The sequence below is a fragment of the Oscillibacter sp. PEA192 genome (genome assembly GCF_003574015.1).
Classification (GTDB): Bacteria; Bacillota; Clostridia; order Oscillospirales; family Oscillospiraceae; genus Oscillibacter; species Oscillibacter welbionis.
The window spans coordinates 2,476,139-2,490,996 of the sequence record NZ_AP018532.1 but is presented as its reverse complement, the minus strand read 5'-3'; the positions used below and the strand labels follow the sequence as shown (position 1 = coordinate 2,490,996).

The window sequence follows — 14,858 nt, the reverse complement described above, 5'->3', positions numbered from 1 at the left end:
TGAAAGCATTGAGGACATTTGGATTCTATTTGGGTTCGGACATCAATGGTGCATTTTTTTAACTATTTCTGCGAGAAAGCAAAATGCCTTAAGTAGAAGTTGGCAATTTTTCAATAGGTGATTTTACATACATCTTTGTACTCCCGTTGAAAAAGAAATTTCCTGGGATGTGGAGCACCACTGGAAAAGATTACTTCTTACAAAACTTATGCGTGTAGCAAATCGAATTGCAAGATCCCTTGCTGTTTTTTAGAAGATAAGTATAATAGAATAACAATGGGCATGCCCACGGTAGCCAAGCGAGCTTTTGCTTTTGCGTTTTTCAGTTCAGTAATTGGGAGGAATAAAGACTCGTATGGGCGGAGAAGGATATGCAATTTTTCATGGTATAGAATGCATTTATGTTATCGGAACAGATGAGATAAGACTGATTCCTAAAAATCCAGATGACATTAGAAAATTAAATTGTCATTTTGATGACCGAAATTTTTATTTCCATTATTCGGATTCTGTAGATAAAAACCAGGTTGCCTATATTAAAAAAGTCAAAATGAATATCGGACATTCGTTAAGTCTAATCCCTCTATATTCTGTGAAACTTTTTAAAAAGGCACCTGTCTCCTCCATAGAAATGACTGGCCCCGCAATAGATGAGTTTTTTAGTCCGGCGGGGTATTTCTACAATAAGCATATCTCTGGCAATAAAACAAATGTTGATTTGACGAGAGAAATAGAATTTGCAGATAGATGGGAAATCATTGTTGATGAGGTTAGAATTTCTATATCTTTGCTGTATGGAGGTATTCTTAGACGTGGTATAGCCAGTGATTTAATACTTCACCCCATGCTCCATGTAGATTTCCCAGGAACTGAGGAACCTAACTTTTACTTCAAAGTTTACTCTATACTGATCCGATTTTTGCAATTTGTGCAGTATAATGGTATTTTACGGCAACACAAAGTATATTTGCGTGGTACAGCGTCAGATTATACATCTGGATATCTATATGATTGGTCTATTCAAAAAAAGGACAATAGTCGTCTCTATACAGAATGTGAATATCAACAATTCAAGCCATATATTCAAAGCCTACTTCAGTTTATTGCTGACAATTCAAATATGTCTTTGGATTTCTTGCCTATTGCACAATATCGGCATAATTCTTCAGATTATACTCCAGCTTTGTTGACTACACTTTTCGCAGCATTCGAGAATGAATATAAAATTAATTACAAAATATATAATCTTCCCAATAGTACGGACATTGGTTATATTAAATCAAACGTCATTAAAAAAATAAGAGAATGCAACACGGGAGTATTGACAGAAGCTGAAGCAGTATTTTTGAAGCAAGCAGAAGATAGAATCAATAGCCTGGGCACGCAGACCGGACAAACCAGGAAAATAAAGAATGTATATCATGTTATTGAACCTGCAATAAAGAGATCAGCAGAACATCTCTTTATTCGGTCTGCTCTTGGTACAGCTGATGGATTTAGTGAAAAAGAGATTAACCAGATTGCTGGAAAGATTGTAGCATTACGTTCCCAGGCTGCTCATGAACACAGTATTTTATCTTTTAGCGAAGAACAAGCAGAATATATTCATTTCCTTGAAATCCTTGTTTACGCTCAAATGCTAAAACGAGCGGGAATAGATAATACTGGCATAGAATTATTAATTGGCGTTGTGTTTCATTGCAACTTTGTGTTTATGGAGCAAAAAGATAATAATGAATAGGCCCCCTTGCTCAGAAGTGATAACCAAGCTTACTTGCTTTAGCGTTTCAGGATTTTATTGTGATGTATATTTCTTACCTGTTTGATATAACTTCGTGCCTAGTACCGACAATGCACAGAATGAATTTTTCAAGTCTTTCTGTGCATAGGCTCAATGAGAGTAACATTGCGCTTATTTAGTGGTACGGAAATATTAAATCTTAGAAAAGCAGTCTTTTTTTTTAAAACTATAGATTACAATAAACGAGTTAAGGAAATCTGAATAATATGGGTCTGCACACTCAAATAAACCTAAAAGCAATTGTTAGCAAGATGCTGAAGCGCGTTATTTTGAGCCAATGTTTCATACTTCCTGTATTTGCTATGTAACAGATGCTGATTATATGATATCCCGTGTTCGTTTAGAAGCTGCAATAGACTACGTCCTTTATTTGATTTTTCAATCTCTCTTGTAATTTTATCTTTTATAATTTCCCAAAATATCTGCTGATTATACTTATATGTGTGTAAAAGCATCTCCATTTCTTCAATCGTTACGAGCCAGTAATGATTATCATCTTGGACCTGGCATTCGTCCATTTTGAAAATCTCACTCAGTGCTTCTGCTTTTAAGTAATCCTCATATAAAAGCACGATCTTTATATATTGTCCGTCATTAAGACCATCTTCTGTAGATTTAAGTTGCTCTAGGGCTTTTATAATATTCCGTTCAGCAAATTGCCTAATTGTGTTGATGCTTGATTCTTGCTGTTTTGCTAATAAGCCTAATATAGTCGACTTTTGTTCTACTAAAAATCTGTATTTTCCCAGAACAATTTTCCAATCAGCGCGGGGGATATTTTCCTCCGGAATTTTATGATAATTTGTTTGAGGAACATATTCCATCAATAATTCTCTAAAATATTCTTCAAAATAGCGTCCAAACTCTGATGTAAATAATCGATTCTCTTTCTTATAAAAGTAATCTCGAACAATCCAAAGGATGCTATGTTCATACAGGAATAGATTTAAAAAGCAATTACAGCTAATAGTGCCACTATACTGGGTGCGGATAAACGGTCTAGTATATAAATACTGTCTTCCTAATTCTGAAGTGCGTATTTCTTGATATGTGGATGTATATCTTTCAATGACTTTCTTAAAATCATTTTCACATAGGTTGGCCCCCCAATTGATCTCTGCAATTAGATCTGCTACATATGGGCTCACTGTAGAACCGAACCAAGCCAAATATAAAGATGTTATTACATTGACCCATGATACCCCCGTTTCTTCCAAAACTATATCTTCAATATTAAGAGCATTCTCAAGTTTATTTCTCACATCAAATAGAATATACAACTCTCGAGCAGCTGTTTTCAAAGCCTTTGCTGGTGATTGAATTTTGAATTGTTCGCCTGCAAATCCCCATAAATATAGAAAAAAGTCAGGACCACTTTTTCCTTGTATCGAGTCTAAGAATTCCCCCTCTTTTTTTTCTCTTACGGCTTCTGTCGCTGAAACTAATAAATACAATTCTGTATTTTGAGTTATTTCGACACCCCGATAGTCATTGGTGCATTTGATTGCATTATATGCTAAATCGATTAAGTTCCAACCGGATACTAAGACCTGCTGTTCTTTCCGCATGCCATTCTTGTTATCAAACAAAAAATATTTTTCATATGACATTCCGTACTCGATATTTGCATCATCAGATTTCCTAGTATTATTTTTCATTAATTTTGCCGATTCCATATTGATATAGGCCAATAATTTGTCAAGTTTAAATTTCCGCAGTAAAGAGTTGTATTCGGAGTACTCTCCAGAGAAACTATACCGTATTTTCATGTTATTTCTCGCTTTCAAGCCATATACTTTATTCGTTTATAGATAGTAGAACTTAGACCATGATGTTCAGGATGTGAATAAATTAATAAAATAATATTATATGCTCCCCTTTTTTAGATCTGCCAGCATCTCATTATGAACGTCTCTAGTGGCGTGATCCCACAGGCTTGGTCCTGAATAGTATATTGCTCCATATTCAGTTACGAGATAAGTGCTTTCAGTTTTCCACACACCCTTCTGAGGTGTGGGAGTCGTAGGAGGTTTGACACACGAAATCCATCACACCCTCTGCCTCAGCAAAATACACGCCGTGACCCGGTTGGTGATAGCGCCCCGATCCCTGGCCGGATAGAATTCCAGCGCGGGGGAGAGCACCTCCCCAATCTCCGCCGCGGTCAGCAGCGGCATCCGGAGCTGCGGCCCGAAAAGGCTGCGGGCGGCGTTGCGCTGGCGGGTGAAGGTGGTGAGGAAGGGCCGCGCCTTGAGGGCGGCGATCAGTGCGGTAGGCTCGATGTCCATGCGGGAGAGCTGCGTGTTGGAGAGCAGCCCGGCCCCGTTGTCAAAAATGGGGCAGTAGCTGTAGGCGCCGTTCTCCTGGAGGACGGCGATGTTGTTGAGATGCCGGTCATCGTTGCAGAACAGCGCATCCACCTCAAAGAGCAGCGTCAGATACCGGGGGAAGTCTGCGAGGCCTGTGCAGTCCGCCGTGGCTTCCGCCAGGTAAGCGATCCGCCGCCTGTCGCTGGGGAGCCGCACCAGCTTGTCCCGCAGTGGCATCCCCAGGCAGCGGCTCAGCAGGTGGTTCAGCGTGATGATGGACTGGCCCTCTTTTAAGAAATTTGGGCTGACGCAGCCGGTCCGCTCCTGTCCGTGGACCTGCAGGGTCTCCATGCGGTAGCGGAGAAAGGTGAAGGGCGTGTCGCGCTCGATATTGCTCCGCTCCAGGAGCCGGGAGGTCACCGTCTCCGCCAGGGCCTCGTAGCCGAACTGGTCCAGCTTGTACCAGGAGTCCGTGCCGGCGTCGTACCACTTCTCCTGATTGCCCTTGGAGGATGTCTCCGCGATCTTCTGATCCGATACCAGAGAAATGCTCATGGCAGCACCTCCAGCCACTGCTGGTCCTCCGCCATGCGGCCTTGGGTTTTCCGGATGATCTGCAGAGGGTCATATTCCGCCACGCCGATGGCCTCCAGATACTCCCGCAGCCCGGCCCGCTGTCGGGGAATGCAGCGCTCTTCCAGGAAGGCCTGGAAGTCGGCCCAGGAGGGGCGGGGATTGTTGCCGAACGCCGTTTTCACCGGATCGGCCACATGGTTTTCCGCGGACACGGTCTCCGCCGTGAAGTCCGCACGGATGGTGGTGCAGAGCCGCTGGCCGTCGTAGAAGCGGAAGGTGCGGACGTCGTGTCCTGTGTCGGATGCGGCATCCGGGCGGGAGAGGGTGATCCGCTCTCCGTCGAAGGAGAGTTCCAACTCCCGCCGGGACTCACTGACACCCATGGCCTCCAGCCAGGTGGTGGGCAGCGTCACCTTGCAGGTCCGGGACCCTTTGGCCGCAGTCCCGCCGGCGGCGCTGATGTTCACTTTCGCAGTGCGCTTCTCCAAGGTACATCACCTCGGGAATATTATATGCTATTCGGTACGAATAGGCAAGAAAAACCGGCATGTGCCGGTTTTTCTTGGGGAGGACGATGGTCTTTGACACAGCCCTGCCCAATTTAAGCCGGAGCTGCCTGCGCCTGGATCTCCACCATCCCCCGTACCACCTCATAATGCTTCACCGCCATGTGGCCTGTTTCGTGAAAAAAACATGGTCTCTTTGGCGTGACGCAGCATTCTTGCCCATTGCCAAGATTTAATTAAAACAGGAGGAATTCACCATGTCTCCCAAAGTGCCGAAAAAAACGCTTTCCGATTTAAAGGCGGCGGCTCAAAAGGGCCTTTCCACGATTGATGTCGATACCCTTAAGGATAAGGCAACCGAGGCCACCAGCACCTTGGTCGAAAAAGCCGGCGAACTCAAAGACGCGGCGGTTGCGGCAAAAGATGATATCGCGGACAAGCTTACTGAGTTGGATCGTATGCTTCAGGAGTCTGTCACAGAGTACAATGACGCTTACACCATCATGAACGATAAAGGTGTGCAACTGTACATTGAGCGGTGCCGCTCCCTCGACTCGATCTCCTTTGTGGAAAGCCTGGTCAACAGCATTGCCAACCGTCCCAAGAGCTTTGATGCAGAGTTTGAGGAGATTTCTGTCAGCCGCAAGAAATTTACGGAATCGCGGGACTTTGCCGACCGTGAACTGCAGGAAGCGCGGAAAGCAGCCGCCGGTGCAGGGGCCGGCCTTGCCGCAGGCGCGTCTGTTGCGTTCATGGCCCCTACTGCTGCGATGTGGGTCGCCACCACGTTTGGCACCGCCTCTACCGGTGCCGCGATCTCAACGCTCTCCGGTGCGGCTGCAACCAATGCTGCACTGGCCTGGCTGGGCGGAGGCGCCCTTGCAGCGGGCGGCGGAGGAATGACAGCCGGGAGTGCGTTGCTGGCCTTGGCCGGGCCGGTGGGCTGGTCGATCGCCGGAGCGACGTTATTGTCCTCCATCCTGCTCTTTACATCCAAGAAAACGAAGCTGAACAAGCAAAAGAACGAGGAGATCCAGGCGGTTAAAGAGAACATAGAGTCCGTTCGTGAATTGGATGGGAAAATCGGCCTGATATTAACCGAGACCTTGGGAATCCGCACCGGCCTGAATGATATGCTGACGAAATCGCTTTCCTTGTATGGCGCGGACTATTTGATGCTCGATGATTCGCAGAAGCAGCTCCTCGGCGCACTCGTCAACAACACAAAAGCCCTGTCTGCCATGTTTGAAAGAACGGTGGGTGAGGCGTAATGGACGGGTATCTCAAACAGCAGGCGGTGCAGCTTGCACTGGAGCAACTCATGAAAACGCCCGCCGGAGAAAAATTCCAGCAGGCGGTGCAGTTGATTCAATCCATGCAGGAACACTTGACCGCTTTATCCGAAAAGGAGGAGGCGGCGAGTGTGACGGGCGTAAAGGCAGCGACCGTTCTGACGCTCGGGGTGTTGAAGAAAATTGCGGGCGGGAAAAATCCGTCTTCCTTCGATGCAGAGGACTGGGAAGAACTCGCCCATACAGTGTCGGAGTATGCCGTCCTCCTCGACGGAGAGCAGTACAGCATCTTTGTCTTTCAACTGTATGAAAAGTGCATACGCGCCTCCGCTGCGTCGATCCAGGGATTTGCGTCTTGTGAAACCGTCGAAGCCATCAAGAAACTGGCTGATGAACTGCATGACAGGGAAGCATTGTTCCGGGACGGCAAACTCTCAGAGGGAAACTATACAGAGGATTGCCTGTGGATCTCCCTCGAGGCCATGGCCAAGCTGATCGCTTCCTCCGCCTCCATGTTCTGCGGTCAGCAGACTGCCGAGTTTACGCAGGCGCTTGCTTCCTGTGCTTTTGAGTACGGTCGACTGATGCTCTACCGGAAAGAACAGGCGCTGGTCACTCAGTTCATCGAGTTCCAATATCGCCTGGACGAAGAACTGGAGAAACAGTACGCCGAATATCTGGCGGAACTGGAAACGCAGAGCAAGCAGTTCTACGCATTGATCGACCATGCCTTCGACCCCGATTTCCGCACTGCCTTTCTGCACTCGATCCTTCTTGCAGAGGCCGCTGGGGTGAAGGAATCGGAGATCCTTTCGTCCACTGAGGACATTGATTCATTTTTCCTCGACTGAAATTCTATCTCGCATTCATCCAAACAGAAGCGTTACCGATAAGGATATGCACCTTATCGGTAACGCTTTTTTCTTTGCTGCCTCCACTACACCAGCATGTTCTGTATTACCTCATAATGCTTCGCCACCGTGTGCCGGGTCACCTTGGCGCCTCTGGCGATGGCGCTGTAGTTCGTCTCGCAGGGGTGGAGCTTCATGTACATCCAGATCTTTCTCTGCGTGTTTGTCAGCTTCTCCGGCGCGATCCCCCGCATCCGGTCCCGGGCCGCCTGCCGCTCCGTGTTCATCTGCTGGATGAGCGCTTTCAGTTTCTCCTCGCACTCCTCCCGCGTGTGGGCGTAGACGCACTTGGAGTGCTTGGTCCCATCCGGCCAGGTGGGGGTGTAGCGCCCCTCGAAGAGATGGTCATTGAGCTCGTTGATGCATCCGGTGCCGGGTTTGCGGGTGCGCCGCGCCGCCGGCTGGAAGGGTTCCTGCCGGGACGATTCCGGATCGTTTTCCTGCACCTCGTTGCCGAGGCCGCGGTCGATTTTGGCCGCGGCCTCGCTCTGCATCTCGCCGGTGATGTGGGTGTAGATGTCCAGGGTCGTGGCCGCCGACACGTGCCCCAGCATGGCGGAGAGGGTCTTGATGTCCATGCCGTTCTCCAGCGCCATGGTAGCGAAGGTATGCCGCAGGTCATGGAAGCGCACCTGCTTGCACCCGGCCCGCTCCAGAATGCCGTGGAGCCGCCTGGCCGCCTCGCCCGGCGTCAGGGGCGCATCCTCTTTCACCGGGGAGGGGAACAGCCAGCGGGAGTCCGCCGTCTTTTGATATTCCCGGAACACCTCCACCACGGCGGGCGGCAGCACCAGCTTGCGGACGGAGGCCCTCGTCTTTGGGACGTTCAGCTGCATCTTTCCGTTCACCGCGTAGACCTGCTTGCTCACCGTCAGCGTTCCGGCGTCCAGATCCAGGTCGGACCACTGGAGGGCCATCAGCTCCCCGCGGCGAAGGCCGGTGCACAGGTCCAGCAGGAACAGTTCAAAGGATCCGTCCGCCTTGGCCTGGAGGAGAAACCGCCGGAGCTCCCCGGGCGAGAGCACCTGCATCTCCCGGCCCCGCCTGGGCGGCAGCTTGCAGCCCGCGGCCGGGTTGGTCCGGATCAGGTTCTCCTGCACCGCCTGGTCCAGCGCCGCACGGCACTTGGCGTGGCACATCCGCACCATCCGGTCGGAGAGGCCCGTGCCGTAGAGCTCCGTCCGGACCAGCCGCCCCTCTTTTTTCAGGTAGGCGTAGAACTGCTGGAGGTCCTTCTGTGTCAGCTGGCACAGCGGGACCTTTCCCAGCTGCGGGATGATATGCAGGTAGATGGAACTTTCATAGGTGCTCTGCGTGGTGGGGCGGAGGCCGGGCTTGATGTAGTTCTGATACCAGAAGTCCATCCACTCACCGAAGGGCATGTCGGCGCGGATCTTCTCCGATCTTGCGCCGCCCACTTCCTCCAGGAGCTTGGAGAGCTTTTCCTGGCACTCGTGCTTGGTCTTGGCCAGCACGTTTTTCGTTAGGGGCAGGCCCTTGTCGTCATAGCCCACCACGGCCCGGCCTTCCCAGCGGCCGTCTTTGCGCTGCCTTACGGTGCCGGTTCCGTTTTTGCGTTTTCTTGCCACGGTCTCAACTCCTCTCCCAGCAGATTTTCCAGGAAGCCGCCCACCACGTCGCTGGCGGCCCTCTGCATGTCCGGCGTCACGTGGGTGTAGGTGTCCAGGGTGAAGGACGCGTTGGTGTGACCCAGGATGCCGGAGAGCGTCTTGGCGTCCACGCCGCTGGCGAGGGCGTGGGTGGCGAAGGTGTGACGCAGGTCGTGGAACCGGATGTGGGGCAGCCCCGCCTCCTTCAGCAGCTCCTTCATCCAGTAGTAGGCGGCGCTGGGACGCACCGGCTTCTCCGGGGCCAGCGGCTCCGGGAAGATCCACTGGCTGACCGCGTGCTTCTTCCGCTCTTTCAGCCGTTGGACGGTACTGGGCGGCAGCCGGATGATCCGCCGGCCCCGGCTGGTCTTGGTCTCGCCGATTTCCAACTCGCCCCGCTTGGGCGCGTTCACCGACCGGAGGATCTTCAGCGTCCCGGCGCTCTCGTCGAAGTCCTGCCACATGAGCCCGCAGATCTCACCTCGCCGCAGTCCGGTGGTCAGCTCCGTGTAGAAGAAGTCCCGCCAGACCTCGCTGGCGTCCACCGCTTTCAGGAAGGCGTCCATCTGCGCCCGGTCCAGGATCTGCTTGGGTTTGCTGCAGGCTTTGGGCACGGAGGCGCCGTCCGTGGGATTGCAGGGGATGATGTGGTCCCACTCCGCGTCTTTGAGACAGCGGTGGAGCATGGCGTGGATGCGGCGCACCATGGTGTCGGACAGCTCGTGTCCGAACTCCGGGTGGTCGTGGACGCGGCCCTCCCGTTTGAGCCTGGTGTACAGCCGCTGGATGTCCGGCCGCGTGACCCGGGAGACGATCTTGCCGCCCAGGTACGGCTTGATGTAGCAGCGGATATACTGCTCGTAGCTGCGCAGGGTGTTGGGCCGCAGGGTGAGGGAACCGTACTCCGCCATCCAGCGGTCCAGATACTCGCCCAGCGTCATGCGGCTGTCCTCGGTGAGCTGCGCGTCCTGATAGACCTCCATGTCCCGGTGGAGTTTGGCCAGCAGTTCCTTCTGCGTCTTGGCCAGCACGTACCGGAAGATGGGCGCGCCGTTTTGCTTGTGGCCCACCACGATGCGTCCCTCCCAGCGGCCGTCCTCCCGTTTGCGGACCATGCCGTCGCCTGCCGGACGCCGTCTGCTCATACCGATTCACCTCCTGTCTGCGCGGCGCCGGGTCCCGGCGCCTTTTCTTTGATATAGCGACGCATCTTTACTGCGTTTCCCGCTCCAGCCGACGCAGGGCGCGCTCCTCCTCGTCGTCCTCGAAGCAGTAGGGCGTCAGTTCTCCGGCGATCCCCAGCGCCAGCTGGAACCCTGCGGTGAAGGACGCCAGGGAGATCTCCTCCCGCAGTTCGATGGCCAGGTCCGCCAGCTTCAGCAGCGATTCCCGGTCCTGCCGGTCCAGCTTTTCCCGCAGCGCCAGACGCAGCGTCTCCGCCTCCCGGCGGATCTCCGGGTACGCCGGTTCCCGGAAGAACCGCTGGTGCAGTGCTTTCATGTAGTCGTTCATGTGTGCCGCCTCCTTTTCAGCAACACACAATACCAGCTCGCGCGCGGAATAGCCAGAGGGACGCGGCGGAGTTAAGAGAAAGTTATCATTTGCTTTTACGTGAGATCGTCGTCCTCCGCGTCGTCGTCCGCGAAGAAGCGCGCGCTGTCATCCGCCGTGAGACCGTCCCGCTCCCGGCGGGCGCTCTGCAGGAACGTGGGCGCGCGTCCCAGGCGCTTGACCTCCCGGGCGCAGTCCGCCTGGATGGAGCGCACCTCGCTGTCGGGCACCTGCGCCATCCGCGCCAGGATGCGCGTCATGGTGGCCACCTCCACCGACAGCTTGTACTGTCCCGTGCCCAGCGCGCGGCTCAGCGTCTCGAACCGCTCCATGGGCACCTGGCTCTTTCCGCCCATCGCGGAGAGCTCCCGGGAGATCAGATGGGAGCAGTAGAACTCGATGGCCTGCTCCGCGAAGTCGTTGCGGGAGCCGACGCCGGCCCGCCGCAGGTTGTCGTCGCACAGTTTCAGGTGCCGCGGCGTCACCGCGAGCCCTGATTTCACTCGTTTTTCCAACATTTTCGGTCCTCCTTCCGGTACCAGTTCTGACCACCCTGGAAACGGCCCGCAATCCGCTGCCGTCTCCCGATCCGTTCAAAGGAGGAGCACCCTGTTTGGTACCAAACCGTCAAAACCGCCGCTGTGGGTGGTACCACCGGCCCGCGTTGCGGGTCCGGCGTGTTCGGGGCGGAAGGGTACCCTTTAGGTGTACGCCCCTTTATCTTGTCCCAATTTCGGCCGGGGAAAAGGCCCCAAAAGGGCCGGATCCCGAGGGGGAGAGGGGGAGCGCGGAAAGCGGTCCCCCTGCCCCCACAGCCGCTTCACACGCCCTCGTGCCCCGTTTCAGGTGCCGGGATGGGGGAGGCCAGGTCGGGCGCACACAGGGCCTCACAGCGCGTTTCCCGTCCGCTGTCTCCGGGAGCGTAGCGCCGCCGCTGCAGGCTGCGGAACTCCCGGAGATCATGGACCACGCCCTCCCGCAGCATCTGGTTGTACAGCAGCAGATCCCAGGCGGCGCGCCGGTAGCATCTGCGCACCGCTTCGTAGCTGCTGCGGGCGAGTGACTTCTGTTCCTCCGTGAGATCGCCGCGGGACGGGTCTGCCAGGAACAGCGTCAGCGCATCCTCCGGCATGGGCGTTCCGTGGAGCGCCCGCCACCGGATCTGGATGTACCGCCTGGCGGACAGGAAGCACTCCAGAGACAGATTGGGATCCTGCTCCAGGACCTCATCCATCAGTTCCGTGAAGAGACTCATGCGACAGGACCTCCTTTCCGGGCGGACGCGGCCAGGCGCTCTTTTACCTTCTGCCGTTCCACGGCGGCGTCCAGCGCCGCCAGGCGCTGCCGGTCACGCAGTTCCACCGCGTTTTGCACCGGCAGGATCGTGTAGCGCAGACAGCCGTTGCGCTCCATTCCGTCCGCGCCCACCACCACGGTGCGGTTGGTGGCGATGAGTCCGGCCGCCTCCAGCTCCAGCACGTACTTGCGCACGGTGTTGTTGCTGGCGCCGATGGCATATCCAATGGCCTTGTAGCTGAGTGTGCACTGATAGGTCTTCCGGTTTTCCCGATAGAGCAGGAAGGCGTAGACGGCGATGGCCGCGCTTCCCAGGTTCAGATAGAAGACCTCATCCGGCAGCGAGAAATATTTTTCTCTGCCGACCACCGGGACCAGGTCCGGTGTGACGAGCCCCTGCCGCGTCAGCACATCCAGGATGCGCCTGACGGCGCCGGGTTTCAGACCCAGGGTGCCGGTCAGTTCCGTCACCGACGCCCTGCCAGGCAGTTCCCGGTGATGCCGGTAGTGGAGATAGGCCAGCACGGAGAAGTCCGGGTACTTGAGATGGTGCTTCCAGATCCGGTTGGGGAGCGGGAAGCGGAAGACGCTGGGGTCGCGCCGGTAGGGGATGTATGCCATCAGCCGCCGCCCCCTTTCGTATGGGCGTTCACCCATTGGATGAACTGCTCCCGGGGCACCACCATGCGGCTGCCCACCCGCAGCGTGGGGAAGTCGGCCTCGTGCATCAGTTCATACCCGCTGGCGACCGACACCCCCAGCACCTGCGCCACCGTCCTCGCGTTGAGAAACAGCGGCAGGTCGTCGTAGCTTTTGTGGATCGATTCTTTCATGTGTACCTCCGATTTCTTTGTTCAGAGAAAAGATTTTCTTGCGTTTCGGAGGTCTCTCTGTTAGACTGAACATAGATCAAGCTGTGTTTTCCGAAACGCGGCGGGCCGTTGAACTGTTGCAGCAGTTCAGCGGTCTTTTTTATTACCTGTTGTGTTCGGCCATGCACCATACCTGTTCCTGCCCTGCTGCCTTGGTTGACACACACGGCGTTTTCTTCCACCTTGGCATGCTCGGCTGCTTCTCCAGCGGCAGCGTCCCGGCAGTACTTCTCCGGTGGGTATCGACTCTGGTGATGGGTATTCAATTTTCAAGGTACATCGTTGGGAACGCAATGGAGTTTCCCATTGACAGAAGCAATCCGCAATGTTAGACTAATTTTAAGAAAAAATTGACAGCTTTTGTAAGAACATCATAACATCCCCGAATATCGCTGTCAAGACTATTAGAAAAATAATTTACAATCAGACTAATTTGGAGAGACCAATATGTGGTACGCAAAAATGTATTTCTACGGAAAGCTAGAGCGCTTTGAGTATGATGCTGCCGGAGTACAGGGAGCGCCATCGGTTTACCGAGATTATCCGTTTTTAGAAAGCCTTCTAACCTTTCAGGAGATGGATTGCAGTGAACTCACGCCGTCGATTCAACGAATTGCGGATCTCTGGGAAAAATTAGTTGCAGAGGATGACCGACAGGCCGGCACAGATGCCATGGTGGAATTGGGAAAGTTGAAGGTCCGCCATATCTATCTGGAACTTCTGTATGTGCGTTGGTATGAGCGCTTTACCAGGATGGGGATCTACAAGGACCGCGGAAGCGAAGAGGATCAGAAGATGCTGGAGGAACTGCGGCAGCTTCCGGACCAGCTCCCGTTGTACCAAAAGCAGGTACAGCGGTTTTTTGATTTGGTTCTGGATGTGGACAGCGCGGGAAGAGATCCGCAGAAGCAGGCATCTACAAAATACTTTTACGATATTCCCGAGGATAGTACTCTGTTTCGCTTTCATCCCATTCCCCTTAACTTCGAGTCAGTGGAGGCAGGGTGGTGTTCGCCGGTTTTGTACTCCTCCAGCATTTTGGATATGATCGACTATTCTCTGCGCAGCTGCGTGGAGAGAGACATTACGGTACGCCGTTGCAAGAATTGCGGTCGCTACTTCCCGCAGACCGGACGGGTCAGCGCGGAGTACTGTGAGCGACCGGTGCCTGAGGGACAGCAGACTTGCCGCGAGGCAGGGGCCTTTCAGCAGTGGACGAAGAAGCAATCTGATGATCCGGTATTCAAAGCGTATCGTAAGGAGTACAAGAGACGTTTTGCCTGGATTAAGTCCGGTCGTATTTCTGACACGGATTTCTACGCCTGGAGCGAACAGGCCAGAGAGATGAAAAAGAAATGTGACCGAGATATGATTTCCCTGGAGGAATTTGTGGAGTGGCTGAAGCACTCCTGATTGAAAAGGGTCTGGCCATCATAGCGGCCAGACCCTTTTCTTTGATATAGCGATGCAGTTGCAGTTCTCTTACAGACTTCCGTCTCCCTTGTTGCCTCCGAATTCGCAGCCGTACTGATGGCCCCTCCCGTAATACCAGCGGCCATAGCGATACCCGTAGTGAGGCGGGCAGTTGGCGCAGTCGCCGTCGCAGTGCCCGCTGTGCTTCTTTCTGCCCCGGCCGGCCAGCGCGGAACCCGCCGCGAGGGCGGCCAGCGCGGTGAAAAGACCCACCTTCTTCTTTTTCGGGAGGATGTACCGGACCTGTTCCGGCTGATCATGGGCGGCAGGCTCGTCATCGAACACGTCGATCTTCGCCCACCGGGAGATCTTCCGGAAGGAATCGTCGTCGATCATCATGTAGATCTCTTCCAGCTGCTCCCGGTCAAAGGGCACGTCCGTCTGCTCCGCGATTTTGCCCAGGACAGACTCCTCCACCGTGCCCGCCATCTCCAGCACCTGCTCCGGCGCAAAGCGGACGCCGGCGGCCAGCGCCTTCTCCAGAAACTTCGCGGCAAAGGCCTCGTCCTGGAAGGCCAGCTCCTGCGCCACTTCCCACACCTCGTCCGCCGGTCCGTAATCGGACAGGCGGTAGGTGTAGTTCTTCTGTGTGCCGGGCGACCAGTCGTAGAAGCCCTCGTAATAATCTTCCCAGGTCATCTGTTTCATGTCGGCCACCTCG

The 14,858-nt window shown here is 53.8% G+C and carries 15 protein-coding genes; 4 read left to right on the top strand and 11 right to left on the bottom strand.

Translation table 11 applies throughout. From position 1 onward, the window contains the following. The first annotated feature begins 355 nt into the window (after positions 1-355). The gene (locus DN611_RS12345; RefSeq protein ID WP_119311516.1) at positions 356-1,741 is read left to right on the top strand and encodes a hypothetical protein; all 1,386 of its coding nucleotides are present in this window, start codon (positions 356-358) and stop codon (positions 1,739-1,741) included. A gap of 290 nt (positions 1,742-2,031) precedes the next feature. On the opposite strand, the gene DN611_RS12340 is transcribed toward DN611_RS12345, so the two are convergent. The 3 genes from DN611_RS12340 to DN611_RS12330 form a co-directional block, all read right to left on the bottom strand. Then, a complete protein-coding gene (locus DN611_RS12340; protein WP_119311515.1) occupies positions 2,032-3,570 on the bottom strand; it encodes a hypothetical protein in 1,539 nt (512 codons plus the stop codon). Between the two features lie 279 nt (positions 3,571-3,849). Continuing rightward, positions 3,850-4,665, bottom strand: a complete 816-nt coding sequence (locus tag DN611_RS12335; protein ID WP_119311514.1) for a hypothetical protein — start codon at positions 4,663-4,665, stop codon at positions 3,850-3,852. Next, positions 4,662-5,174: a hypothetical protein gene (locus DN611_RS12330; RefSeq protein ID WP_119311513.1), complete on the bottom strand. Its 513-nt coding sequence runs from the start codon at positions 5,172-5,174 to the stop codon at positions 4,662-4,664. Before DN611_RS12330 ends, DN611_RS12335 begins: the two co-directional genes overlap by 4 nt. A gap of 275 nt (positions 5,175-5,449) precedes the next feature. On the opposite strand from DN611_RS12330, the gene DN611_RS12325 reads away from it, so the two are divergent. Next, positions 5,450-6,463 carry a hypothetical protein gene (locus DN611_RS12325; RefSeq protein WP_119311512.1) on the top strand — a complete coding sequence of 338 codons (1,014 nt, stop codon included), beginning with the start codon at positions 5,450-5,452 and terminating at the stop codon, positions 6,461-6,463. Next, complete coding sequence (locus DN611_RS12320; protein ID WP_119311511.1) at positions 6,463-7,335, top strand: hypothetical protein; 873 nt, start codon at positions 6,463-6,465, stop codon at positions 7,333-7,335. Before DN611_RS12325 ends, DN611_RS12320 begins: the two co-directional genes overlap by 1 nt. An 86-nt stretch (positions 7,336-7,421) precedes the next feature. Here the strand turns inward: DN611_RS12320 and DN611_RS12315 are convergent, their stop codons facing one another. The 7 genes from DN611_RS12315 to DN611_RS12285 form a co-directional block, all read right to left on the bottom strand. Beyond that, the gene (locus DN611_RS12315) at positions 7,422-8,984 is read right to left on the bottom strand and encodes a tyrosine-type recombinase/integrase (RefSeq protein WP_119311510.1); all 1,563 of its coding nucleotides are present in this window, start codon (positions 8,982-8,984) and stop codon (positions 7,422-7,424) included. Then, positions 8,948-10,150 (bottom strand): tyrosine-type recombinase/integrase, encoded by a 1,203-nt coding sequence (locus DN611_RS12310; protein ID WP_119311509.1) that lies wholly within the window; start codon positions 10,148-10,150, stop codon positions 8,948-8,950. Before DN611_RS12310 ends, DN611_RS12315 begins: the two co-directional genes overlap by 37 nt. 67 nt (positions 10,151-10,217) lie before the next feature. After that, positions 10,218-10,517, bottom strand: a complete 300-nt coding sequence (locus DN611_RS12305) for a DUF6809 family protein (RefSeq protein ID WP_174233002.1) — start codon at positions 10,515-10,517, stop codon at positions 10,218-10,220. Positions 10,518-10,612: 95 nt separating this feature from the next. Then, a complete protein-coding gene (locus DN611_RS12300) occupies positions 10,613-11,059 on the bottom strand; it encodes a hypothetical protein (protein WP_145985101.1) in 447 nt (148 codons plus the stop codon). A 317-nt stretch (positions 11,060-11,376) separates the two neighbouring features. Then, entirely contained in the window at positions 11,377-11,811 is a 435-nt protein-coding gene (locus DN611_RS12295) for a hypothetical protein (RefSeq protein ID WP_119311506.1), read from the bottom strand. Next, entirely contained in the window at positions 11,808-12,473 is a 666-nt protein-coding gene (locus DN611_RS12290) for a helix-turn-helix domain-containing protein (RefSeq protein ID WP_160117438.1), read from the bottom strand. Before DN611_RS12290 ends, DN611_RS12295 begins: the two co-directional genes overlap by 4 nt. Further along, a complete protein-coding gene (locus DN611_RS12285; RefSeq protein WP_119311504.1) occupies positions 12,473-12,685 on the bottom strand; it encodes a helix-turn-helix transcriptional regulator in 213 nt (70 codons plus the stop codon). The genes DN611_RS12290 and DN611_RS12285 overlap by 1 nt, the downstream gene beginning before the upstream one ends. A 486-nt stretch (positions 12,686-13,171) precedes the next feature. Between DN611_RS12285 and DN611_RS12280 the strand changes: the two genes are divergently transcribed. Further along, entirely contained in the window at positions 13,172-14,137 is a 966-nt protein-coding gene (locus DN611_RS12280; RefSeq protein ID WP_119311503.1) for a DUF6076 domain-containing protein, read from the top strand. A 69-nt stretch (positions 14,138-14,206) separates the two neighbouring features. Here DN611_RS12280 and DN611_RS12275 read toward each other — a convergent pair whose 3' ends face one another. After that, a complete protein-coding gene (locus DN611_RS12275) occupies positions 14,207-14,845 on the bottom strand; it encodes a hypothetical protein (RefSeq protein ID WP_119311502.1) in 639 nt (212 codons plus the stop codon). Positions 14,846-14,858 lie beyond the last annotated feature (13 nt).

What these genes read in the sequence shown, in the direction of transcription:
- DN611_RS12320 (WP_119311511.1), top strand. Translation starts at nt 6,463, where the DNA reads ATGGACGGGTATCTCAAACAGCAGGCGGTGCAGCTTGCACTGGAGCAA.
- DN611_RS12275 (WP_119311502.1), bottom strand. Translation starts at nt 14,845, where the DNA reads ATGAAACAGATGACCTGGGAAGATTATTACGAGGGCTTCTACGACTGG.
- DN611_RS12340 (WP_119311515.1), bottom strand. Translation starts at nt 3,570, where the DNA reads ATGAAAATACGGTATAGTTTCTCTGGAGAGTACTCCGAATACAACTCT.
- DN611_RS12310 (WP_119311509.1), bottom strand. Translation starts at nt 10,150, where the DNA reads ATGAGCAGACGGCGTCCGGCAGGCGACGGCATGGTCCGCAAACGGGAG.
- DN611_RS12335 (WP_119311514.1), bottom strand. Translation starts at nt 4,665, where the DNA reads ATGAGCATTTCTCTGGTATCGGATCAGAAGATCGCGGAGACATCCTCC.
- DN611_RS12305 (WP_174233002.1), bottom strand. Translation starts at nt 10,517, where the DNA reads ATGAACGACTACATGAAAGCACTGCACCAGCGGTTCTTCCGGGAACCG.
- DN611_RS12280 (WP_119311503.1), top strand. Translation starts at nt 13,172, where the DNA reads ATGTGGTACGCAAAAATGTATTTCTACGGAAAGCTAGAGCGCTTTGAG.
- DN611_RS12290 (WP_160117438.1), bottom strand. Translation starts at nt 12,473, where the DNA reads ATGGCATACATCCCCTACCGGCGCGACCCCAGCGTCTTCCGCTTCCCG.
- DN611_RS12325 (WP_119311512.1), top strand. Translation starts at nt 5,450, where the DNA reads ATGTCTCCCAAAGTGCCGAAAAAAACGCTTTCCGATTTAAAGGCGGCG.
- DN611_RS12285 (WP_119311504.1), bottom strand. Translation starts at nt 12,685, where the DNA reads ATGAAAGAATCGATCCACAAAAGCTACGACGACCTGCCGCTGTTTCTC.
- DN611_RS12295 (WP_119311506.1), bottom strand. Translation starts at nt 11,811, where the DNA reads ATGAGTCTCTTCACGGAACTGATGGATGAGGTCCTGGAGCAGGATCCC.
- DN611_RS12345 (WP_119311516.1), top strand. Translation starts at nt 356, where the DNA reads ATGGGCGGAGAAGGATATGCAATTTTTCATGGTATAGAATGCATTTAT.